This is a genomic window from Ruegeria sp. BI11, from assembly GCF_056538005.1.
In genome coordinates this window covers 406,103-428,397 of the sequence record NZ_JBQFSM010000002.1, presented here as the reverse complement: position 1 = coordinate 428,397, position 22,295 = coordinate 406,103, and the positions used below count along the sequence as shown (strand labels likewise).

Genomic DNA, 22,295 nt, shown 5'->3' with positions numbered 1-22,295 from the left:
GACAGGGGGCTCGGTCAAAAGACCGAGCCTTTTTGACATGACCGATTGGCCACAAGGATACGGGCTCCACATTGTGCAGGAAGTCGACAGCACCCTGAATGAGGCCGCCCGACTTGCACCCACCGCGCCGGGCCCGGTCTGGATCATGGCGCATCATCAGACAGCCGCGCGGGGACGACGGGGCAGGGCCTGGGCCAACCCCAAAGGCAATCTGGCAGCAACTTTGTTGATGAGACCGCAGGGCAATCCTGAACAGGCGGCCTTGCGCAGCTTTGTGGCGGCACTGGCGTTGTTTGATGCCTGTGTTGCGGTTACCGGGCGCGCGAGCGGGCTTTCGCTGAAATGGCCTAATGATGTGCTGTTGAACGGGGGCAAGCTGGCAGGGATCCTGTTGGAAAGCACCGGGAAGGGGGGTGGTGTGTCGCATCTGGCGATTGGCATCGGCGTAAACCTTTCCGAGGCACCTCCAGCCTATGCAGTGGAGCAAAGCGCGGTGCGGCCGGTCTCGCTGTTGTCGGAAACCGGCGCAGCAGTACTGCCCGAGGATTTTCTGACCGAATTGGCCGCGGCCTATGCGCGATATGAAAGTCAGTTCGTGACTTACGGTTTCGAGCCAATCCGAACCGCCTGGTTGTCCCGCGCCGCCCGTTTGGGTGAGGTCATCACCGCCCGCACCTCAACGTCCGAGACTGTGGGAACCTTTGAAACCGTGGACTCGAACGGCAACCTTGTCTTAAAGACCGCCAAGGGCCGCGCCAGCATTCCTGCGGCGGACGTGTTTTTCTGAAGGGGGCTCAGATGCTTCTGGCTATCGACTGCGGCAATACCAACACTGTTTTCTCGATATGGGACGGTAAAAAGTTTCTGTGCACCCTGCGTACCTCGACCCACCATTCGCGAACGGCGGATGCTTACTTCACCTGGTATTCGACGCTGGTGAAACACTACGGGATCGAAGCGGAAATTACCGACGTAGTAATCGCGTCAACCGTTCCGCGCGTGGTTTTCAATCTGCGTATTTTTGCTGACCGTTTCTTTGGGTGTCGGCCGCTGGTTGTGGGTAAGCCGGAATGCCTGTTGCCCGTGGCACCGCGCATCGACGAAGGTACGATTCCCGGCCCGGACCGGCTGGCCAACGCGGTTGGCGCCTTTGATCGTCATGGTGGTGACGTGGTGGTTGTCGATTTCGGGACGGCCACGAATTTCGACGTTGTGGCCCACGACGGGGCTTATGTCGGTGGCATCATTGCGCCGGGTGTGAACCTCAGCCTTGAGGCGCTGCACCAAGGCGCAGCGGCCTTGCCGCATATCGACATTACCCGCCCGGAAAAAGTGATCGGTACGAATACGGTTGGCTGCATCCAGTCCGGCGTGTATTGGGGCTATTCCGGCTTGATCGAGGGGCTGATTGCCCGGATCAAGGCAGAATACGGCATGCCGATGAAAGTGGTCGGCACCGGTGGGCTTGCGCCTTTGTTCGATCAGGCGGATGTCGGGTTTGACGCGATCGAAGACGATCTGACGATGCACGGGCTGACCGTGATCCATCGCTATAACAAGGATAATGGCTCGACATGAGCAGTGAACGACTGATCTACCTGCCGCTGGGTGGTGCCGGCGAAATTGGCATGAACGCTTACGTCTATGGCTATGGAAAGCCTGGGAAAGAACGACTGATCCTGGTGGATCTTGGGGTGACTTTTCCGGATATGGATACCACGCCGGGCGTTGATCTGATCCATGCCGATATCTCATGGCTGCGCGAACGGGCGGACCGTCTTGAGGCCGTTTTCGTTACTCACGCGCATGAAGATCACGTCGGTGCCGTGGCGCATTGCTATGAAGCATTGGGCGCGCCGATTTACGCCCGTGCCTTCACCGCCAATATCGCGCGCCGGAAGATGGAGGAGCATGGCCACCCCGAGGACGCGGTCCGCACGGTTTCGGCCTGGCCCGAGCAGGTCTCGGTCGGTCCGTTTACGGTTGGCTTCCTGCCGGTGTCGCACTCGATCCCCGAAAGCGCAGGGCTGGTGATTGATACGCCCGAGGGACGGATTGTGCATACTGGAGATTTCAAGCTGGATGAAAACCCCGTGGTGGGTGAACCGTTCGATCCCGACCTATGGGCCGAGGTTGCGAGATCTGGCGTCAAAGCGTTGGTCTGTGACAGCACCAATGTGTTCTCGGATCACGCCGGTCGGTCTGAATCCGAAGTCGGCCCCGAGATCACCAAACTGGTTGAAAGCGCCGAGGGTATGGTGGTCGCGACCACCTTTGCCTCGAACGTGGCTCGGGTGAAAACACTGGCCGAAGCGGGCCAACGCGCCGGGCGTTCGGTTGTGTTGCTGGGGCGCGCCATGCGGCGGATGATCGAAGCCGCAACCGAAACCGGCATCCTGACGGACTTCCCTAAGGTCGTCAGCGCCGAAGAGGCCGTGGACCTGCCGCGCCAGAACCTGATGCTGATCGTAACCGGCAGCCAGGGTGAACGCCGCGCCGCCAGCGCTCAGCTGGCGCGGGGGAAATATCGCGGGCTGGAACTGAAAGAAGGTGATCTGTTCCTTTTCTCATCCAAAACCATCCCCGGAAACGAGCGCGGCGTGATTTTCATCATGAACCAGCTTAGCGAAAAGGGCGTGGATGTGGTGGATGACAGCTCGGGCCTGTACCATGTGTCCGGCCATGCTAACCGTCCGGATCTTGAGAAAGTGCACGCGCTGATCAACCCGCAGATGGTGATCCCGATGCATGGTGAGCACCGGCATCTGCGCGAACATACCAAGGTGGCTGAGGCAGGCGGACGCACGGGTATTCTGGCGGTCAACGGAACGATGGTTGACCTGACGAGCAATATGCCGAAGGTGGTGGATTATATCGAAACCGGCCGCACCTATCTGGACGGAACCGTCAAGGTCGGGGCGCTGGACGGCATCGTACGCGACCGAATTCGCATGGCACTGAACGGTCATGTGACGGTGACGGTCATTCTGGATGAAGAGGATGAGCCGCTGGGTGAGCCGTGGTGTGACACCATGGGTCTGCCCGAAATCGGAACGTCCCGTGCGGCGCTGGTTGAGGTGTTGGAAGAGGACCTGAACCAGTTCCTGATGCGGGCCGAAGCCAAGACGCTGCGCGACGATGACAAACTGGAAGAAGCCATGCGCCGCATCGTGCGTCAGACTGCCAAGGCAGAGATTGGTAAAAAGCCCGAAGTGACTGCGGTTATCAGCCGGATGAAGTGAGGCCTAGTCCGCTTCGGGCATAGGATACCCTTTAAGCTGCAGGAACAGACTTTGTTCTTCGGTATGCAGGTACAAAGGCACTGTGGTGGGCGGTTCAGGGTTTGTAACCCTGGCCGCTATTTCCGCCAGAACGACCTCGGTTATGAACGGCAGGTCCAGTTCCCGGGCGCGATCCAGTGGGACCCATTGCAGATGAGACAGCTCGTCCGAGGCGCGACTGAAATCGTCCAGATCCCCCTGAACCGCACTTGCGTCAACCAGAAAGAATCGCGCATCGAAACGGCGCGGGCGACCCGGCGGGGTCACAGCGCGGAATACAAACTGAAGCGCGTTGGCAGAGGGGCGATAGCCCATTGCGGCGAAGTCCTGCCAGTCGTCCGGGATCGCATCGGTCCAAGTGCCGGGATCGCCCAGGATCAGCCCGGTTTCCTCCCACAACTCGCGAACGGCTGCTGCCGCCAGCGCGTTTTGCAAACCCGGCTCGGACTTTTCGCCTAGCCTGTCGCTGCACAGCGCGGGCAGGGGGGAGGCCAATGGAACAGCGCTGTCCTCGGCATCGACCGCGCCGCCGGGAAACACGAATTTGTTGGGCATGAACACGGCTTTTGCGCCACGTTGCCCCATCAGGATCGACGGATTTGTCATACGATCCCGCAGGACGATGACTGTTGCCGCATCCCGAATTGCTGTTTTGTCTATTGTCATGCGATGTATGACCTGATGCTTGAGGTCATTGTGCTTTTTCAAACCCGTGCATTCGGCGTGCCCATTGATAGGCGACGACGGCCCCTTTCAACCGAGGCAGAAGGAACAGCGACAGGGCAGTACAGCCGATGGCGAAGATCAGGAACATGGTTAAGGGTTCGGGGCGCCATTCCACATAGGTCACATGCAGCGCAGGCGCCAGCAAGTGGCCGACCAACAGAATGGTCAGATAAGCCGGGCCGTCATCCGCCCTGTGGTGAAACAGCTCTTGCCCGCAGCTGTCGCAGCTGTCCTTGACCTTCAGATAGCCCTTCAGAATCTTTCCTTCACCGCATTTCGGGCAGCGACAACGGAAACCTCTGACCAATGCAGGCCAGGTCGGGCGATCATTCTCGGTCGTGGTGTCGATCGTCTGATCTGTCATGGTGAAACTCGCGCGTTCGTTCGCCCGAGATATTGCGCTTGTTTTGCTGTTCAGAAAAGGGGGGTGCGTCGCTTTGTGACTTAACCGGGCAAAGAGGGGGCAAAGTTTTTTCGTGTTTTTGCGACGGAACCCGCGCGCCGCGCCGTTTGAAACTATGTGAGCAGCGGCGATGGGGCCGCTAAACAAAAGGAAAACGACATGAAAAGCGCCAAATTCATTCCGGCCATCCTTATCTCGGCCGTCGCAATCACAGGCACTTCCGTATTGGCGGCTGGACCCAAGGATCGCGAACCTGCAAGTTTTCAGGAACTGGATGCGAACGGTGATGGTCAACTGACGCAAGAAGAAATGGAGGCCCATCGCACGAAGCGATTCTCAGACGCTGACACAGATGGCGATGGCAAACTGAGCGTCGAGGAAATGCAGGCCGCTGGTCAAAAGCGCGCCGGGGACCGCGTGACGAAGATGTTCGAAAAGCATGACGCCAATCAGGACGGTTTTCTGAGCGAGGACGAGTTGCCCAAGCCGCGCCGCGCTGGCAAGATGTTTGACCGAATCGACGCGGATAACAACGGGACGATCTCGGAGCAGGAATATGCCGATGCGAAAGAGCGGATGGGCCGCAAGCACAAGAAACACGGCAAGGCGGACTCTGACGACAGCTGATGAAGGATGGAGGATCTGACCTCTCCATTACAGGATGTCCGCGGCGCAGATTGTGCCGCGGATACATCGGATGATGCGTTGCTGCGGCACTTCGCGGACGGTGACGCTGCGGCTGCCCGTCAACTGACTGACCGGTTGGGGCCGCGTTGTTTCTCAGTCGCTATGCGAATGCTGGGCAACAGGGCCGAGGCCGAAGATGTAACGCAGGACGCCATGATGCGGCTTTGGCAGATGGCTCCGAAATGGGTGCCGGGACAGGCCAAAGTGTCCACTTGGCTATATCGTGTCACGCTGAACCTGTGCGTGGACGTGCAGCGCAAGAAAAGGCCGGATCGTCTGGACGATGTGCCCGAGCCTGAGGATGAAGACCTCAGCGCGGCCGAGCGATTGCAAGAGGCGGCACGTAAGGACGCGCTGCAGTTAGCGTTGTCGCAGTTGCCTGACCGTCAGCGTCAGGCGGTCATTTTGCGGCATATCGAAGAACTGCCTAACCCCGAGATCGGCGGGATCATGGGTATTTCGACGGAAGCGGTGGAAAGCCTGACTGCGCGCGGGAAGCGCGCCTTGGCAGCAATACTGGCCGGACGACAAGATGAACTGGGGTACGAAGATGACTGAAAACGATATGGAACTGGATCAGTTGTTTGCTCAGGCACGGCAAGCCCGAACTGAGCTGCCCCATGAACTGGCAGTCCGCATTCTGACGGATGCCGAAACGGTACGTCTTGACCGATTGAAACCTGTCGATCCACAGCGTTCTGTCTGGGCGCGGATATTGGACGGGATCGGGGGCTGGCAAAGCATGGGAGGCTTGGTCGCGGCTAGCGCCGCAGGGGTCTGGATCGGCTTTGCCGCGCCTGACTTTCTGCCCGACCCAGCAACGATTATCTATCCGCAGGACACCAGCTTTGTGGTCGCTGATCTTGGTCTGGATGCAACTTTTCTGGAGGACGCCGAATGAGCGATAATGCCAAACCCAAAAAACGATGGGTGACGGTTCTACTGACCGTGTCGTTGGCGTTGAACCTTTTGATTGCCGGGGTTGCCCTGGGCACTGTCTACAGGGTCAAAGGTGGGCATCACGGCAAAGCTCCGCCCGGATTTGCCCCGACGTTGTATCGTGCGCTACCCAAAGAGGAACGTAAGGTGCTGAGGGGCGAGCTGTCCGAGCGGCATGTCAAAGGGGCAAAGATGCGGCTACAGGACTTTGCCGCGCTTGAGGCAGCCTTGCGGGCGGAACCATTCGATCCCGAGGCTGTTCAGGTGTTGCTGCAGCAACAAGCGCAGGCCATGGCCGAGTTGCAAGGTGCCTTACAGGACAAATGGCTTACCCGCATCACCGCGATGACCGATGCAGAACGTCAGGCCTATGCGGACCGACTGCAAGAGGTTGTGACGCGCAAGGCGCATGGGCGCAAGCACAAGGATTAATCCGTTCAGGCTGCGCTCTGCAGAACCCGAACCTGATTTCGCCCGGCCGACTTGGCAGCATAGAGCGCAGTGTCGGCTGACTTGATCAGCCCCTCCAACCGGGGTGGTTGATGTGATTGCAACAACTCGCTTGGTTGGGCAGCAATCAACCCGATGCTGATCGTGACCGGAACCGGGGTAGGGGTATCTGGTAGGTCAAAGGGCTTGCTTCGGATGCAGTCACACAAGCTCCGTGCTAGTTTCAGCGCCCCGGCTTGCGTGGTGTCCGCTAGGCCAATCATGAACTCTTCTCCGCCGATCCGCGCAATGAATCCGGCTGAACCTATCGTTTGCTTCATCCGTTTCGCCGCTTCGGCCAGCACGAGGTCTCCTCCGGTATGGCCGAACGTGTCGTTAATAGATTTGAAGTGATCCAGGTCTGCCAGCATCACGGCAAAGCCCCTTGCGGCCTTGTGCATGATTTGATCCATCGCGCGCATTGCATAACGACGATTGTGCAGACCGGTCAGTGGGTCGACCCAGGATTCGGCCAGCCCCCGGCGAAGCGAGGCGCGCATTTGGTCCAGCCGGGCCTTTCGCGCGATCTGGTTCTCCAGACGTAGTACAGTTTCTTCGGCGCAGAAACTGCCCATGCAAATCGCGTCGACCCCCCGGTCCAGCGCTTCCGATGCCAGTTCAGCATTCTCTTCTTCCAGAACGCCGATCAGAACCGTATGCCGCGTGGTGCTGCGGGATTTCAAGTCGGCTAGCAAGTTAAGACCCGATGGGTTTGCACCAATCTCAAACACAATGGCGTCTGGGACGGGGCCCGACAGAATACCCTGAAGGTTTGACGTGGTATGCGCAGACAGGTTGTGCGCCACCCGTTTCGATAGGGCCTTTTTCCACAATGCGCTGGTGCAGGACGATTGCGTCAGAATGGCAACTTGGGCCGTTTTTGCGGGCGCGATCAACGCAGCGCCGGGTTCGGCAAATCCGATGGGGTTTGAATTAGTTCCAACCTGAAGCTCTTGCGTATCTGCACGCGCGCGCAAAAGGCTGCGCACCCGTGCCAGCAGGAACGTATCTTTGAACGGATGAGCAAGAACATCGTCCAACCCGTCAGAAAGTGCCTTTAAACGGGCCGCCTTGTCGTTTTGCTGTGCAATTGCAATCACAGGCACGTCAATCAGGTCCGGGTCAGCCATTACAAGTCTTTTAACGTCGGCTGCGGTACCGTCCGGCAAAGTCTGCGAAGTCAGCACCAGATCGGGCTTGGCGCGCCGCAACAGCCCAGGCAGGCCTTGCAGCCGTTCCCCCTGGACAACGTGATACCACGCCGCAGTCAGCTGAACCTTCAGCATGATGCGATTGGTTGAGGTCCCGTCGAGGACAAGGATAGTTCCTTGCACGGACATATCAGTCACCGTTGATTGCATGCGTTGCTAAAGTGTTTATGAGTCTGGTTAACAAACCCTTTCCAAGACCTGATCCGGGGCTATTTTATGTCAATCACCGCCCAATCTGCCGAAACGCTGGCGCTCAATGTTCTAGGCTGGCTGGTGGGCAATGAAGAATTGCTGCCGATTTTCCTTGGCTCGACCGGAGCATCTGCGAATGACCTACGCGACAGAGCAGGCGAGCCCGAGTTTCTTGGATCGGTGCTTGAGTTTCTTATGCTTGACGACTCGTGGGTGATCGCTTTCTGTGACGCAAATTCCGTGCCCTATGACCTGCCTGGTCAGGCCCGCGCGGTTTTGTCCGGCGGCGCCGAAGTCCACTGGACCTGATCCAACCAAACTGCAGGAGCATGCAATGCCAATCGACGCAATCCTGTTCGACAAGGACGGTACCTTGTTTGACTTCGCCAACACTTGGGGGGCTTTTGGACGTAACGTCGTGATGCGCCTGGCCGATGGAGACCACGCGCGCGCATCGGAATTGGGACGCGTTATCGGCTTTGATTTGGAAGAGGTCGCTTATTCCGAGGACAGCATCGTCATCGCTGGAACTGTCGAGGAAATTGCCGAAGTTCTGACTCCGCATCTGCCGGACATGACCCAGCAAGACCTGGTTGACCTTCTTAACACCGAATCTGCCTCGGCTCCGCAGGCGCAGGCTGTGCCCCTGGTGCCCTTTCTGGACGGTTTGCGGCAGGCCGGGCTTAAGCTGGGCGTGGCAACAAATGATGGTGAGATGCCCGCGAAACAGCATCTGTCCTCGGTCGGGATTCGCGATCACTTCGATTTCGTGGCAGGGTATGACAGCGGCCACGGATATAAACCCGGCCCCGGGCAGCTGCTTGCCTTCGCAACCCATGTAGGTGTCGCGCCGGAACAGGTGGCTATGGTGGGCGATAGCCTGCACGACCTAGAAGCGGGACGCGCGGCGGGGATGACCACAATCGCCGTTCTCACCGGCATGGCTCCGGCCGAAGCGCTGGCACCGATGGCGGATGTCGTGTTGCCGGATATCGGACACATTCCTGACTGGCTGGCGAAAAACTAAGGTCTCGCCAGCCAATTTCGCCGCTTCGGGATTAAAACCGACAAAGTCTGTCGCAATCAGAGCGGCCGGCCCACGACCTTCGGGGCTTGCTTGTACTAACGCAAGCTCCGGAGGATCAAATGGCAGACACAAAAACTCGCAGGCGTCGTGGGGGCGGACGGGCCGGAGCTGCCGAGCGCAGAGGCACTGCAGTGATCGACCAGATGCCGTGGAACCCGCCGATCAATATCGACCACCCGACCGAGCCGCTGGATCAGGACGGGATCGAGGCGATCCATGAAGGGGCTATGCGCATCCTCGAAGAGATTGGGATCGAGTTTTACAACGAAGAAGCCAAGGGCATTTTGCGCGAGGCGGGTTGTACGGTCGAGGGCGACAACGTCCGCATGGGCCGGGACTTTGTCATGGATATGGTGGGCAAGGCACCGTCAAACTTTACGATCACTCCGCGTAACACGGACCGCACGATTGAGATCGGCGGAAAAAACATGGTGTTCGGCAACGTTTCCTCGCCGCCGAATTACTGGGATATGGAGATCGGCACCAAGGTTCCCGGTAATCGAGAAATGTGTCGCAACCTGTTGAAGCTAACACAATATTTCAACTGTATCCACTTTGCGGGCGGGTATCCGGTCGAACCGGTCGATATCCACGCCAGCGTGCGGCATCTGGATGTGCTCTATGACAAGCTGACGATGACCGACAAGGCGATGCATGCTTATTGCCTTGGGAAAGAACGGGTCGAGGATGTGATGGAAATGGTCCGCATCGCTGGCGGGCTGAGCCACGAGGAGTTCGAAGCAACACCTCGGATGTATTCGAACATCAACTCGACCTCACCGTTGAAGCATGATCATCCGATGATCGATGGGTGCCTGCGATTGGCCCGACGGGGTCAGGCGATAGTTGTGACGCCGTTTACGCTGGCCGGAGCGATGGCGCCTGTGACGATGGCAGGAGCCGTGGCGCAATCCCTAGCCGAATCCTTGTGCGCGATTGCCCTGTTCCAATACGTGCGCCCAGGGATTCCGTGCGTCATCGGGACGTTCACGTCGAACGTAGATATGAAATCAGGGGCACCGGCATTTGGTACACCGGAATACATGCGATCGACCCAGATGACCGGGCAAATGGCGCGGTTTTACGGCCTGCCGATGCGGTCGTCGGGTGTGTGTGCCGCAAACGTGCCGGATGGCCAATCGGTTTGGGAGACCTCGAACTCGTTGTGGGCTTCCGTTCAATCGGGCACGAACATGGTTTACCACGCAGCGGGCTGGCTTGAAGGTGGGTTGATCGCCAGCCCCGAGAAATTTATTATGGATTGCGAAATTCTGCAGCAAATTCAGCGCTATATGCAGCCCGAGATTACGGCGACCGGCCCTGATGAAATCGCGTTGGATGCAATTCGTGCAGTAGGTAATGACGGCCATTTCTTTGGCATACAGCATACGCAGGACCGATATACTACCGCGTTCTATCAGCCCTTCCTCAGTGATTGGAAAAACTACGAAGGCTGGAACGTTGCAGGCGGTATCTGGACGGCGGAACGGGCTCATCACATGTTCAAAGAGATCATCACCAGTTTTGAACCACCGGCGTTGGATGACGGGATCAGGGATGAATTGGCCGACTTTGTCGCTCGCCGTAAGGCTGAAGGCGGCGCTCCTACGGATTTCTAGTTCTCTGTCAAAGGCTTCCACTGTGATACTTGTTCGGATTGTAGGTATCTCAAAGCCAATCTTGGGGTTTTATTAAGGAATCTCGGGCCAGATTGAACAGTAAAGCAATCTGGGGCATCTCATGCATGGTCTGATCAATCGGGCGGTACAATCATTTGTATGCGCAACTTACGGGCAGTCGTGCTGGCTGCGTGTAACTGAGGTGGCGGAACTGGGCTTTACCGAGTTTGAGGCCATGCTCGTCTACGATGATGACATGACCATTCGAGTTTTGGACGCACTGTGTACTGACCTCAAGCGCCCGCGGGCCGAAATTCTTGAGGACTTGGGAACCTTTCTGGTTTCCCACCCCAAAATGGAGGATCTGCGTCGCCTGCTGCGCTTCGGCGGGGTCACTTATGTCGAATTCCTGCACTCTCTGGACGATTTGTCCGACAGGGTCCGGTTGGCGGTTTCGGATCTCTGCCTGCCGGCGCTTGACCTCATCGAGGTGAGCCCGACAGAATATCAGCTGTATTGCCATCCGGGTTTGTCCGGATATCCCAGCGTTATGGTTGGGGTCTTGCGCGCTATGGCCGACGACTACGGAGCATTGGCCATGTTGTCCCATAACGGGCAAGAGGGCGAGGCCGAAGTCATTTCGATCATGTTGGTCGAAAGCGCTTTTGCCGAGGGGCGTCATTTTGATTTGGGGGCGCGCAAATCATGAGGGATACCGGCGATCTTGGAACACTGCTTGAAACACTGTGCCCGATGTTCGTTCTGGTGAACGAAGAGGGTCGGATAATGCGCGTTGGGCCCACTTTGCAGAAATTGCGCCCCGATCATCCGATGGCGGGGAAGGATTTTCTGGAGGTTTTCGAGCTGGTCCGTCCGCGCGCCGTTACGACCCTTTCGGCGCTGATGTCATTGGCCGGGGCAAAACTGCACCTGAAACTCCATGATAAGCCACGTACGGCTCTCAAGGGGCTGATTGCGCCGTTGCCCGCAGGAAAAGGCGCCGTTATCAACCTGTCCTTTGGGATTTCTATTCTGGACGGGGTGCGTGACTATGCGCTGACCAGTGCGGATTTTTCGGGCACCGACCTTGCGATCGAGTTGCTGTATCTGGTTGAGGCAAAGTCTGCCGCGATGGAGGCTTCACGGTCTTTGAACCTGCGGCTGCAGGGGGCAATGCTAGCGGCCGAAGAACAAGCCTTTACCGATATGCTGACCGGGTTAAAAAACCGGCGGGCAATGGATGTGGTGCTGGGGCATTTGATCTCGGGGAATTCGCCCTTTGCCTTGATGCATCTCGATCTGGATTTCTTCAAATCTGTTAATGATCAATACGGGCACGCGGCGGGGGATCATGTGTTGCAGCAGGCTGCCCGGATCATGGTAGAGGAAACCCGCAATGATGACACAGTGGCTCGTATTGGTGGGGATGAGTTTGTTATTATTTTTAAAGGCCTGACGGACGAAAAAGTCCTGTCGGCAATTGCGGCACGTCTTATCGATCAGTTGCAAAGACCGATGGTGTTCGAGAATAACGCCTGCCAGATTTCAGCCAGTATCGGCACCGCGTTGTCGACCCAGTTTTCACCCCCGAATACTGCCGAGATTTTGAATGCAGCCGATCTGGCTCTTTATGAGGCGAAAAGAAAGGGCAGATCGAGGCACTGTCTGTATTCGACGCTGGTGGGGCATCGGCAGAGTGACGCATCGTCCGGAGTTCCCTCGGGTCTGGGCGGCTAAGGCCCTGTTCGGTCCTTTTCAGCCCTGATGGAACACGCGGGTAAGGGTAGTGGCAATATGGTGTTTGATCTGCGGCAGTTCTCCGACCACGGGCATGATCTGACCTTTGAAGGCTGCCTCTTCCAGAGCATGCGGAATGTCATCGAGAACATGGCCTCCAGTGCAAGCGAAGTATGGCAGGCATAGAGTTTGTGTTGGCAGACCCGACGCTGCCTCGGTGATCGACGGTGATTCTTCGACGAATCCCGGACGAATGGATCTGAAAGTCAGATGTTGTCCCAACGCGCTGGCAAATGTTCGTGTGACGGCGGATGGATTGCGGCTACGACCCGAGCCATGGGCGGCCAAAACCAGATCGGTTTCTCGCGCAACCCAACGGTTTTTGGCCAACCTGTCACGCAATGCCTCGGCTACTAATCCGGGAAGTTCAGGATCGATGCCAAGCGGATCGAGAATGCGCAGGTTGCGCCCCGCTAACCGTTTGGGCAGGGCGCTGGTAACAAACCACCCCTTCGCCATGAACAGCGGGTATATCACCGCTTTATCCGTCAACTCTGACACACATTGTTCGAACACCCCCGGTGCAGCCAGAGTGGCCGACTGAACGCCCACTTCATCACACAGGGCATCTACCTTGGCGGCGTAGTCCGACAACGCCTGTTCGGCCGTGATCGGGTCCGAGGGTTGACCGTGGGCGACGATAAGGGCTTGGTGCATTTTCATAGTCCCGTTAGCTTTACCGATAGGTGTGTCCGGACAGGCCAGAGTCAATCCAAACTATACGTTTCTCAGCCTAAAACTGTCAGCCAGAACCAGACCGTCACCAGCGAGGCCGCCGTTCCGATCAATACAGAGGAGGCCGCAACTCGTTTTGCGCGACCGTACATATTAGCGAAGATATAAACATTGAAACCGGGGGCCATCGCGGATGTCAGAACACCAGAGCGGAACAAATCCTGCGGTAAGCCTATCGTTGCGCCAAATAACCAAACAAGGCTGGGATGCAAGAGCAACGAGATGCCGCAGACATAGGCGATCGCTCGCAGGTCACCCTCGGGTTTGTATTTAACCAGCACACCCCCTAACGCGAAAAGAGCACCGGGCAAGGCGGCGAGAGTAATTAGGCTGAGCGCTTCGTCCAAAACCCCAGGTACACCGATTCCCGACAGGTTGACGACAAATCCTAGCGCAATGCCGAGGATCAGTGCGTTGCGGGACATTGCGGTCATTACCGACTGGACCATACGCCTGCTGCCGTTGCCTCGGTTTCGAATCACTTCCATCACTGTAATGCCTACGGCGTAGCAAAATAGCGCGTGGAAGGAGATGATAGCGTAGTTCCCGTCCAGATTTTCAGGGCCGTAGGCGCGTTCCGTGATCGGAAGGCCCAGCAGGACCGAGTTCGAAAACAGGCAACAAAAGCCAATGGCAATGCAATCCTCCCACTCGCGGTGAAAGATCAGGCGGGCGCCGTACAGCCCGGCGGTGAAGCACAAAGTTGCAGCCGCGTAAAAGCTGGCCAGAAGTCCAGGATCAAAACTGGCGTTCAAGTCCAGATGAGCGATGGCCAGAAACAGCAGGCAGGGGATCGCAAATCCTTGGGTGAACTTCATCAACCCTTCGACATGGACTTCTTTGAAATATCCCAGACGGGTCGCGGCGTATCCGGCGCCGATCACAAGGAAAACTGGAAGGATTACGTTGATTAGAGTTTGCAGCATCTTGCCGTCCCGAGGGGTATTACGGGCTGCAACGGCAGTACCCTACAGGTCCTGGTGAATCACCATGCCGTCATAGGCGGGGGTGATGTGTTCGGCGGTTTCAGCGTCGACCGTGACATAGTCGAGGTCGATATGCATGTTGGTCAGCACCGCACGTTTGGGCTTCAGCTGTTCGATCCATTCCAGCGTCTTTTCCAGATGGGTGTGGGTGGGATGGGGTTTGCGGCGCAGGGCGTCAATGACTAGGCAATCCAGCCCCTCCATCATCGGCCAGGAATCGTCATAGAGATCGGCCACATCTGGCAGGTAGACCAGCTTGCCCATTCGGAAACCCAACGAGTCGATCGAGCCGTGGTTGACCTTGAACGGGTGAAACGGGATCGGGCCACCGGGGCCGTCAATTTCAAACGGTCCGTCGATAGACTTTAGGTCAAGGATCGGTGGGTAAGGTGAGCCTTCGGGCTGGATAAAGGCATATCCGAAACGTCCCAGCAACGCGTTCTGCGTATCGCCGTCGGCCCAAACCGGGACCCTTTCGCGCATGTTGAAAACAATCATGCGCAGATCGTCGATGCCGTGGACGTGGTCGGCATGGGAATGGGTGTAAACCACGCCATCCAAGCGACCGGTTCCAGTGCTCAGCAATTGGCTGCGCATGTCGGGCGTGGTGTCGATCAAAACCGAGGTTGTGCCGTCGGACCCGTCTCGTTCAACCAGCATCGAGCAGCGGCGACGGATATTTTTTGGGTTCTGCGGGTCGCAATCCCCCCAGTGTCCGCCCAATCGCGGCACGCCGCCGGACGAACCGCAGCCGAGGATGGTGCAGCGCAGCTGGGTCATGCAGCCGCCTTGTAGGTCGCGGCCTTGGTGAACAGCCGGTCGAAATTGGTCTGCGTCTGGGCGGCGAAATCGGCGTAGTCCATCCCGAACACTTCGGCCCCTTTGCGGGCGGTGTGGGCGGTATAGGCCGGTTCGTTGCGTTTGCCGCGATAGGGGGGCGGGGCCAGATACGGGGCGTCGGTTTCAACCAATACGCGGTCGACCGGGGCGGCGGCGAAGATATCGCGCAATTCCTGGCTTTTAGGGAAGGCAGCGATGCCGGACATGGACAGGTAGAACCCCAAATCCAGCGCGGCTCGGGCAAGTTCCGCCGAGGATGAGAAGCAATGCATCACGCAGGAATAGGGCGCGTTGCGGTGTTCCTCGGCCAGAATACGCGCCATGTCGTCATCAGCTGCGCGCGCGTGGATGATCAACGGCAGACCAGTACGCTGCGCGGCTTCGATATGGACGCGTAGCGATTGCTTTTGAACCTCGGCGCTGTCGGCCGTGTAGTGATAATCTAACCCGGTTTCACCAATGCCCACGAATTTCGGATGTTGGGACAGCGCGACCAGTTCGTCGACTGTGGCCATGGGCTCATCCGCGGCGCTCAAGGGGTGCGTGCCGGCGGCGAAAAAGATCGGCGCGTGGGCTTCGGCAATGGCACGAATGGTGGGTTCATTGCGCAGACGGGTGCAGATCGTGACCATGCGGGTCACGCCTGCCTCGGCGGCATTGGCGATGATCTGATCCAGCTGCCCCTCAAAATCGGGGAAATCCAGATGGCAATGGCTGTCGGTGATCTGGGGGGTGTCGCTCATCTGCTCTGACCGGCGGTTTCCTGTATCTTGAACACCGTATCTAGGACCAGAGCGGCAGGGTCAAGGTTCACCGCCTGACCATGACGTGTGCGCGCCGTGATTGTCGCCGCAACCTCGGCCCATTGGCGGGCCTGATATGGGGACGTGGATAGGCGAGACAGCACTTCCGCCTCGTTCGGCGCAGCCTCGGGCAAAGGCGGCGCACCGGTTGCGCCGGTCAGCGCAAGGCGGGACAGGACGACGTCGATCAGGTTTAGCAGCAGTTCGAACCGCTCAGCTGCGCCGCGCTGGGCGGCGGCTTCGGCCAAGGCCAACGCACGCTGGCGATCCATGCGGGGCAGGGTGCCTAGAATGGCGATCAGTTCGGCATAGATCTCTAACCCACCCAAATTAATAAGCCGTACTGCATCCCCGACGGATCCCGCGGCAAGCGCGGCCAGATGATCGGTTTGTGCGGGCAGTTCCGAACCGGTTTGTGTCAGGGCTGCCTGCATATCCTCGGGTCCAAGCGGTGAAAGGCGCAGGGTTCGGCAACGAGACCGGATTGTCGGCAGCAGGCGCGACGGCTGGTGCGAAACCAGCAGCAATGTCGTGCGCGCAGGCGGTTCTTCGAGCATCTTCAGCAAGGCGTTCGCCGCGCTGACATTCATCTCATCCGCAGAATCGACGATCACGACACGACGCCCGCCATCGGCGGAGGATAGGCCGAAGAATTTCCCCAGCTTGCGGATGTCATCAACGACGATTTCGTTGCGCAGCCGCCCCTGATCGTTCACCGAGCGTGTGATAGCGGCCAGCCCCGGCTCGGCCCCCGCCAGAATGCGGTGCGCGACAGGGTGTTCGGGATCAATCGCAAGCGTTTCAGGTGGCGGAGGGGCACCAAACAGCCCGTCCTCTTCCATCGGAGGCGTTGCCAGCAAAAAGCGTGCGATCCGCCAGGCCAAGGTTGCCTTGCCCACCCCGTGCGATCCGGTCAAAAGCCAACCGTGATGCAGGCGGTCCGAGGTGTAGGCGCTTAGAAACGCCTGTTCGGCCGCAGTCTGCCCGAACAATTGCTGGGTTTCGCACGGGTGCGGGGCACCGGGGGCCTGATCCGGGGTCGGGGTATCGTCGCTCATCTATCGTCTGTCACAAAGCTTGCAGAACGATATCTGTCACATCCTGTGCAACGCTGTCCATGTCCCGATTGCCGTCAACTACGCGGAAACGGTCCGGGAACTCTTGGGCCAAAGCCAGAAACCCGGTGCGCATCTTTTGCTGCAGGTCGATGCCGAAATCCTCGAACCGTTCTTCTGTGCCTTGTCGCCCCTTGGCGCGGGCCAGACCGATCTGGGGGTCCATGTCGATCAGCAGTGTCAGGTCAGGTTCGCGCCCGATCATCAAGCTGTGCAGTTGATCGACCGCCCCGCGCAAATCGCCTCGCGACAAACCCTGATACATGCGAGTGCTGTCGGCAAAACGGTCGCAAATCACCACCTTGCCAGCGGCCAGGGCAGGCTCAATGGTGCGCTCCAGATGATCCCTCCGCGCAGCCGTGAACAGCAGCAGCTCCGTCTCAGCAGACCAGCGATCAGGGTCGCCCTCCAGAACCAAACGCCGGATTTCCTCCGCCCCGGCCGAGCCGCCGGGTTCACGCGTCAGCACGACGTCGTGACCAAGATCGCGTAAACGCTCGGCCAGTGTGCGTGCTTGCGAGGATTTGCCTGATCCGTCAATGCCTTCGAAGGTCAGAAATAACCCGGGTTTTGTCACAATGCGTCCAATGGATTGCCGATCACGTCGGTCAGAAAGATTCCGCCCACAGTCATCATACGTACCACGAAGCCTCCGGCCGGGACGCTTTCAGATGCCACCAGCGGACGGCGGATTTCCGGCAGTCCCTCGGGTTTGATAACCAACTCAGCCAGTTGCTGACCCTTTTCGATTGGTGCATTGACGGGGCCGTCATAAACAACCTCGGCCTCGATGTTCTTGTCACCCAGTACCGGGAACAACAGAGACAGGTCTTCTTCCGGGACCAGGCCTACGGTCTTTTGCGCGCCCATCCAGATCTTGGCTTCTGCTATCGGCGTGTCCGCGTTGGCAACTGTCCTCTCGACAAAATTTCGAAACGACCAGTTAACCACGGCCTCAGCCTCCTCTGCCCGTTTGCCGGTGCTATCGAGCCCAGAGAGTACAAAGATAACCCTGCGGTCACCCTGTTTGGCGGAACCGACAAGACCGTACCCGGCCTCTTGCGTGTGGCCGGTTTTCAGGCCATCCGCGCCGATCCCTAGTTTCAGCAGAGGGTTTCGGTTGCGTTTGTTTGACGGCGCGCGGCCATCGAATTCAAACTCTTCTTCGGCGAACAGGGGGTAGTATTCCGGGAAATCCGATATCAACCGATTTGCCAGCACGGCCAGATCGTGAACGGACATCATATGCCCGGCAGCAGGCCAACCGTTCGAGTTGGCAAAGTTGGAATTGTCCATGCCCATCTGTTGGGCACGTTGGGTCATGTAGCGGGCAAATCCAGCCTCGGTTCCATCAGGGCTGAGCGCCTCGGCGATTACAACACAGGCGTCGTTGCCAGAAAGCACGATGATGCCACGCAACAGGTCCTCAACCCGGACGCGGTCCTGCGTATTCAGGAACATTGTCGAACCGCCATAACTCATGGCGTGTTCCGAAACCGGAAGTGTTTCATCCAGTGTCAGGCGGCCATCGCGCAGCGCCTCGAACGCGACGTAAAGCGTCATGAGCTTTGACATCGACGCAGGCGGTAGGGGCTGGTCGGCCTCTTTGGACAGTAGAACGGTACCTGTGGTTTGGTCTACCACGTAGGCCGCACGGGCTGTTGTGTCAAAGGCGTGGGCGGGCAGGGCAAACATAGCCAGCCCAAGGGTCAAAACGGTTGATCGCAGTGAGGACAGCATGTGAGGCCTCCTTTGTTTCAATTCTTGACAGAGAACGCGTCGGAAAAGCCAAGGTCCTTGACGTCGCTTTGCAATGCATTGCGTTCCGAGCGGGTTGTCGCCGGGCCGACCAGAACACGCCAAACGGTTTTGTCGTCGGTTTTCAGTTCGCGAATATTGGCGAGCATTCCGTTCCGCTCGATCTTCTGGGCCGCGCTTTTGGCATTTGCTTCGACGTTGAACGTTCCGACCTGAACAAACGGTTTGGCCAGAGACCGCGATGTCTGGCTCTGGGTCGTCGTGGCGGGGGCGCTGACCGGAGTGGGATCGGCTGCTTCAATAGCGGCGGCAGCGCCTGCAACGGGATCAAGTGGCGTTTCGGTGATCTCGTTGGAATCTTTCTTTTGCCACCATTTTCTTTTGGCTGGTTTTTCCTCGGGTGCTGTAACTTCGGGATCAGACAGAGACGGGGTAGCCTGAGCTGCGGTTTCAACGACGTTGTCAACTGCCTCAGAGGTTGTTTCGGCAGCGGAGTCGTCTGTTGCTGCGACGGCGGCCCCGGCTGCACCTGTGGCGGCGACCGTTTCTTTCTTTTGCCACCATTTGCGTTTGACGGGCTTTTCGGTTTCAGCTGAATCCGATTCAACTGCGGTGTCAGCCGCAGTTTCCACCACGTCGTCCGCCACTTCAGCAGTTGCCTCAACTGTGGTGTCGCTGGTTGCCGCCGCGGCGACTCCGGCTGCGCCTGCTGTGGCAACGGTTTCCTTCTTTTGCCACCATTTGCGCTTGGTAGGCTGTTCGTCAGTTGCAGCCGTATTTACTGCGACATCTTCTGATTTCGCCTCGTCGGCGACCGGCTGGTTGTCAGCTGTTTCAGTTACCGAGGCTTCTTCGGGTTTAGGCTCTTCTTTTTTAACTGGTTTGCGCCGCAGGGCGGTCACCTGAACTTTGGTCGGCGCACCTGCTAGGATACCCAGCTCAGCTGCTGCCGCAGATGACAGTTGTAATGCCGGACCGGGCAGGTTGCGTTCCCGCCGAAACAGGGCACCGTTTACGGATTTGTTGTTATTCGGGTTCTTGATGACCACGCGTTCGGGTTGGGTCACATCCGGGTGGGCGACCCAGATACCACCCAATGACGGACGACCATCCCACAACGCCGCCTCGGATACGTTGAATGCGTCCGGTGCCTCGACCGTTTCACGTGATTTGTCTGCGTGACCCGGGAAAATTTCGATTGTGCCGCTGGATTGAGTGTCGTTACTTGAGGCGTCTTGCAACGCCTCTTCGGTCGACAGTGTCTCGTCACATGCTGCCAGAACTGCCAAAGTCACGGCCAGCACCGCCCACGATCGCGGTATTACGCGTGTCTCAGTCGCTCGCTTCATTTTGTCATCCCTTGCCTGAAGGGGTCTCGTTTCCTGAACCCCGCCAACTGCCGGTTCTCTTATCGCCGGTCTATTACGGTCCTCGCGTGAATCATAACGCGGGCAGGGTGCTATGGAAAGACCGCTGCGCATGCTTAGGCAAGATTTCCCTATTTGCTCTTGCCACCGATTTCAGTTGGCCTTAGACCCGGCCCTACGCGGGGAGGTGGCAGAGTGGTCGAATGCGGCGGTCTTGAAAACCGTTGGGCGTGAGAGCGTCCCCAGGGTTCGAATCCCTGTCTCCCCGCCACCCATACCCGTCTCACTTCAGTTGTGTTTTCTGATCCAGAATTGTGCCGTATTTCCCGCGAGTTGGCGCATGCGCTTTCAATCAGAGAATGAGCAGACCGTACACTCGGAGTGCAATTCAGGCCCAAGTCTCAGTGCCGCATTTTGGCGGGGTCGCTTTGGGGTGGATTTCCCTGATAACCTGCAATTTGGTATTGTCAGAATAACATTGCTTGAGCGGGGCAGGGGTGTTGCGTAGCTTTTTCCCATGACCAGACCTGCCTCTTTCAAGTACTTCCAAACCAGCCCAGAGGTCATCCGTCTTGCGGTGATGCTGTACATCCGTTTCCCGCTCTCGCTTCGGAATGTCGAAGATCTGTTGCACGAGCGAGGCATCGACGTGAGTCACGAAACTGTCCGGTATTGGTGGAATAGGTTTGGCCCAATGTTTGCTGCTGAGATCAGACGGAAGCGTGTTCAGCAGTTGCGCGCGTTCTCCAAATGGAAGTGGCATGTAGACGAGGTTTTCGTGAAGGTGAATGGCAAGAGGCACTACCTCTAGCGGGCTGTAGATCATGAGGGCGAAGTGCTGGAAGCCGTTGTCACCAAACGCCGAAACAAGGCTGCAGCACTGAAATTCCTCAGGAAATTGGTGAAGCGGCTCGGTTGCGCCGAAGAGATCGTCACAGACCGTTTCGCATCGTACAAGGCGGCGCTCAGAGATTTGGGTGCTCTCGAAAAACAACAAACGGGCCGTTGGATCAGCAACCGCGTCGAGAACTCACACCTCCCGTTCCGACGACGCGAACGTGCAATGCAGCGTTTCAGGCGCATGCGAAGTTTGCAGAAGTTCGTCTCCGTCCACTCCTCCGTCTACAACCACTTCAACCAGGAAAGATCGCTCGCCAGCAGAGATACCTTCAAGTTGACACGCACCGCCGCTCTCGCCGAGTGGCGTCAACTTTGTTCCGGATAAGTTCGCGGATTTGGCGGCAAACTGAGACTGGTTCGAATTCGTCTGACAGCACCCTGGAAGCCGTTGTCACCAAACGTCGAAACAAAGCTGCAGCAATGAAATTCCTCAAGAAATTGATGAAGCGGCATGGTTGCGCCAAAGAGATCGTTACCGACCGCTTTGCATCCTACAAGGCTGCGCTCGGACAAATGGGCGCGCTAAAAAAACAAAGAACGGGCAGGTGGCTTAATAACCGAGTCGAGAACTCGCACCTGCCGTTTCGACGACGCGAACGCGCCATGCAACGTTTCAAACGCATGCGAAGTTTACAGAAATTCGCCTCCGTCCATTCCTCCGTCTACAACCACTTCAACCAGGAAAGATCGCTCGCCAGTAGAGCCACCTTCAAGCGGACACGCTCCGCCTCTCTCGCCGAGTGGCGCGAACTTGGTGCGGCTTAAAGGGCAGCTCTACTGGCCTAGCTGAGACTGGTTCGAATTCGTCTGACAGCACCCTGTCGAGTTTCTTCGGTCGGTATCTGTCTAATTGTGGAAATCGACGCCGAATTTACGTGCCACGTCGACCACACGGGTATCCCCAGATTGAATGGAGTTCGCGGGATTGCTTCCTCCAAGTTCCGCCTTAGGAGAGATCATCCAAAAGGCACGTTGCCAAGGCGTCATATCAGCTGGCAGCGCCTTTAACACAGTTTCCATCAAAGGAAGCGGAGTTCCGTCTACTGCGAACTGGAAAGATGGGTATCCGTCGATGCCTTCATATGGAACAGAGAAAACCTTCCCGGTCCTCTTCCAGATCTCACCTATCCGCGTGATTTGCCAGGAACCTTTCTTCCACTGCGCATGAACAGATCTATTGTCCAGCAACGGATATTTCCGGGCAAACTCATCTTTGCGGATGTCATCGACCGCGCAAAACGGTTCTTCGAACTTGGCAAAATACATCTTCTAACCAACATCACTCGTTTAAACACACAGGTCCATACTGTCAGAAACTCAACTTCTTGAAAGTACAATTGTTCACACTTTGGAAAACGTT

General features: G+C 57.7%; 24 protein-coding genes, 1 tRNA gene and 2 pseudogenes. 15 read left to right on the top strand and 12 right to left on the bottom strand.

All coding sequences use genetic code 11. From position 1 onward, the window contains the following. Window positions 1-37: 37 nt before the first annotated feature. Genes ACR0DT_RS06935 through ACR0DT_RS06925 form a run of 3 tightly spaced genes read left to right on the top strand, consistent with a single transcriptional unit; the run spans window position 38 to window position 3,242 of the window. Window positions 38-787, top strand: coding sequence for a biotin--[acetyl-CoA-carboxylase] ligase (locus tag ACR0DT_RS06935; protein WP_480710008.1), 750 nt, complete (start codon window positions 38-40; stop codon window positions 785-787). A gap of 11 nt (window positions 788-798) precedes the next feature. Further along, complete coding sequence (locus tag ACR0DT_RS06930; RefSeq protein WP_480710007.1) at window positions 799-1,578, top strand: type III pantothenate kinase; 780 nt, start codon at window positions 799-801, stop codon at window positions 1,576-1,578. Beyond that, window positions 1,575-3,242 (top strand): ribonuclease J, encoded by a 1,668-nt coding sequence (locus ACR0DT_RS06925; protein ID WP_480710006.1) that lies wholly within the window; start codon window positions 1,575-1,577, stop codon window positions 3,240-3,242. The genes ACR0DT_RS06930 and ACR0DT_RS06925 overlap by 4 nt, the downstream gene beginning before the upstream one ends. Window positions 3,243-3,245: 3 nt before the next feature. On the opposite strand, the gene ACR0DT_RS06920 is transcribed toward ACR0DT_RS06925, so the two are convergent. Together ACR0DT_RS06920 and ACR0DT_RS06915 are read right to left on the bottom strand one after the other, a co-directional pair. After that, a complete protein-coding gene (locus tag ACR0DT_RS06920) occupies window positions 3,246-3,947 on the bottom strand; it encodes an NUDIX hydrolase (RefSeq protein ID WP_480710005.1) in 702 nt (233 codons plus the stop codon). Between the two features lie 25 nt (window positions 3,948-3,972). Beyond that, complete coding sequence (locus tag ACR0DT_RS06915; RefSeq protein WP_480710004.1) at window positions 3,973-4,371, bottom strand: DUF983 domain-containing protein; 399 nt, start codon at window positions 4,369-4,371, stop codon at window positions 3,973-3,975. 198 nt (window positions 4,372-4,569) lie between these two features. On the opposite strand from ACR0DT_RS06915, the gene ACR0DT_RS06910 reads away from it, so the two are divergent. Genes ACR0DT_RS06910 through ACR0DT_RS06895 form a run of 4 tightly spaced genes read left to right on the top strand, consistent with a single transcriptional unit; the run spans window position 4,570 to window position 6,468 of the window. Continuing rightward, window positions 4,570-5,037, top strand: coding sequence for an EF-hand domain-containing protein (locus ACR0DT_RS06910; protein WP_480710003.1), 468 nt, complete (start codon window positions 4,570-4,572; stop codon window positions 5,035-5,037). 6 nt (window positions 5,038-5,043) lie between these two features. After that, entirely contained in the window at window positions 5,044-5,655 is a 612-nt protein-coding gene (locus ACR0DT_RS06905; RefSeq protein ID WP_480710002.1) for an RNA polymerase sigma factor, read from the top strand. Then, window positions 5,648-5,998 (top strand): hypothetical protein, encoded by a 351-nt coding sequence (locus ACR0DT_RS06900; protein WP_480710001.1) that lies wholly within the window; start codon window positions 5,648-5,650, stop codon window positions 5,996-5,998. Before ACR0DT_RS06905 ends, ACR0DT_RS06900 begins: the two co-directional genes overlap by 8 nt. Then, window positions 5,995-6,468, top strand: coding sequence for a periplasmic heavy metal sensor (locus tag ACR0DT_RS06895; RefSeq protein ID WP_480710000.1), 474 nt, complete (start codon window positions 5,995-5,997; stop codon window positions 6,466-6,468). The genes ACR0DT_RS06900 and ACR0DT_RS06895 overlap by 4 nt, the downstream gene beginning before the upstream one ends. A gap of 5 nt (window positions 6,469-6,473) precedes the next feature. Here ACR0DT_RS06895 and ACR0DT_RS06890 read toward each other — a convergent pair whose 3' ends face one another. Next, window positions 6,474-7,865, bottom strand: coding sequence for a diguanylate cyclase (locus tag ACR0DT_RS06890; RefSeq protein WP_480709999.1), 1,392 nt, complete (start codon window positions 7,863-7,865; stop codon window positions 6,474-6,476). Between the two features lie 87 nt (window positions 7,866-7,952). On the opposite strand from ACR0DT_RS06890, the gene ACR0DT_RS06885 reads away from it, so the two are divergent. From ACR0DT_RS06885 to ACR0DT_RS06865, 5 genes are all read left to right on the top strand, one after another. Beyond that, window positions 7,953-8,237: a DUF3572 domain-containing protein gene (locus ACR0DT_RS06885; protein WP_480709998.1), complete on the top strand. Its 285-nt coding sequence runs from the start codon at window positions 7,953-7,955 to the stop codon at window positions 8,235-8,237. Window positions 8,238-8,262: 25 nt separating this feature from the next. Next, the gene (locus tag ACR0DT_RS06880) at window positions 8,263-8,955 is read left to right on the top strand and encodes an HAD family hydrolase (protein ID WP_480709997.1); all 693 of its coding nucleotides are present in this window, start codon (window positions 8,263-8,265) and stop codon (window positions 8,953-8,955) included. Between the two features lie 119 nt (window positions 8,956-9,074). Next, the gene (locus ACR0DT_RS06875) at window positions 9,075-10,634 is read left to right on the top strand and encodes a trimethylamine methyltransferase family protein (protein ID WP_480709996.1); all 1,560 of its coding nucleotides are present in this window, start codon (window positions 9,075-9,077) and stop codon (window positions 10,632-10,634) included. Window positions 10,635-10,755: 121 nt separating this feature from the next. Next, the gene (locus ACR0DT_RS06870; protein WP_480709995.1) at window positions 10,756-11,343 is read left to right on the top strand and encodes a heme NO-binding domain-containing protein; all 588 of its coding nucleotides are present in this window, start codon (window positions 10,756-10,758) and stop codon (window positions 11,341-11,343) included. Next, window positions 11,340-12,371 carry a GGDEF domain-containing protein gene (locus ACR0DT_RS06865; RefSeq protein WP_480709994.1) on the top strand — a complete coding sequence of 344 codons (1,032 nt, stop codon included), beginning with the start codon at window positions 11,340-11,342 and terminating at the stop codon, window positions 12,369-12,371. The genes ACR0DT_RS06870 and ACR0DT_RS06865 overlap by 4 nt, the downstream gene beginning before the upstream one ends. An 18-nt stretch (window positions 12,372-12,389) precedes the next feature. Here ACR0DT_RS06865 and ACR0DT_RS06860 read toward each other — a convergent pair whose 3' ends face one another. From ACR0DT_RS06860 to ACR0DT_RS06825, 8 genes are all read right to left on the bottom strand, one after another. Continuing rightward, entirely contained in the window at window positions 12,390-13,088 is a 699-nt protein-coding gene (locus ACR0DT_RS06860) for a sirohydrochlorin chelatase (RefSeq protein ID WP_480709993.1), read from the bottom strand. Window positions 13,089-13,159: 71 nt separating this feature from the next. Continuing rightward, entirely contained in the window at window positions 13,160-14,092 is a 933-nt protein-coding gene (locus tag ACR0DT_RS06855) for an AEC family transporter (protein ID WP_480709992.1), read from the bottom strand. 42 nt (window positions 14,093-14,134) lie between these two features. After that, entirely contained in the window at window positions 14,135-14,932 is a 798-nt protein-coding gene (locus tag ACR0DT_RS06850) for an MBL fold metallo-hydrolase (protein ID WP_480709991.1), read from the bottom strand. Beyond that, entirely contained in the window at window positions 14,929-15,735 is an 807-nt protein-coding gene (locus tag ACR0DT_RS06845) for a TatD family hydrolase (protein WP_480709990.1), read from the bottom strand. Before ACR0DT_RS06845 ends, ACR0DT_RS06850 begins: the two co-directional genes overlap by 4 nt. After that, window positions 15,732-16,853, bottom strand: a complete 1,122-nt coding sequence (locus ACR0DT_RS06840; protein ID WP_480709989.1) for a DNA polymerase III subunit delta' — start codon at window positions 16,851-16,853, stop codon at window positions 15,732-15,734. Before ACR0DT_RS06840 ends, ACR0DT_RS06845 begins: the two co-directional genes overlap by 4 nt. A 10-nt stretch (window positions 16,854-16,863) precedes the next feature. After that, a complete protein-coding gene (gene tmk, locus ACR0DT_RS06835) occupies window positions 16,864-17,487 on the bottom strand; it encodes a dTMP kinase (protein WP_480709988.1) in 624 nt (207 codons plus the stop codon). Then, complete coding sequence (locus tag ACR0DT_RS06830) at window positions 17,484-18,650, bottom strand: D-alanyl-D-alanine carboxypeptidase family protein (RefSeq protein WP_480709987.1); 1,167 nt, start codon at window positions 18,648-18,650, stop codon at window positions 17,484-17,486. Before ACR0DT_RS06830 ends, tmk begins: the two co-directional genes overlap by 4 nt. Before the next feature lie 17 nt (window positions 18,651-18,667). Next, the gene (locus ACR0DT_RS06825; RefSeq protein WP_480709986.1) at window positions 18,668-20,017 is read right to left on the bottom strand and encodes an SPOR domain-containing protein; all 1,350 of its coding nucleotides are present in this window, start codon (window positions 20,015-20,017) and stop codon (window positions 18,668-18,670) included. A 199-nt stretch (window positions 20,018-20,216) separates the two neighbouring features. Between ACR0DT_RS06825 and ACR0DT_RS06820 the strand changes: the two genes are divergently transcribed. The 3 genes and pseudogenes from ACR0DT_RS06820 to ACR0DT_RS06810 form a co-directional block, all read left to right on the top strand. Continuing rightward, window positions 20,217-20,306 (top strand) — tRNA-Ser (locus ACR0DT_RS06820). 246 nt (window positions 20,307-20,552) lie between these two features. Continuing rightward, window positions 20,553-21,260 (top strand): annotated as a pseudogene (locus ACR0DT_RS06815) (IS6 family transposase). 50 nt (window positions 21,261-21,310) lie between these two features. Then, window positions 21,311-21,700: pseudogene (locus tag ACR0DT_RS06810) on the top strand (DDE-type integrase/transposase/recombinase); the annotation flags it as partial. 81 nt (window positions 21,701-21,781) lie between these two features. Here the strand turns inward: ACR0DT_RS06810 and ACR0DT_RS06805 are convergent. Then, on the bottom strand, window positions 21,782-22,201 hold the full coding sequence (locus ACR0DT_RS06805; RefSeq protein WP_480709985.1) for a hypothetical protein: 420 nt from the start codon (window positions 22,199-22,201) through the stop codon (window positions 21,782-21,784). Between the last annotated feature and the right edge of the window lie 94 nt (window positions 22,202-22,295).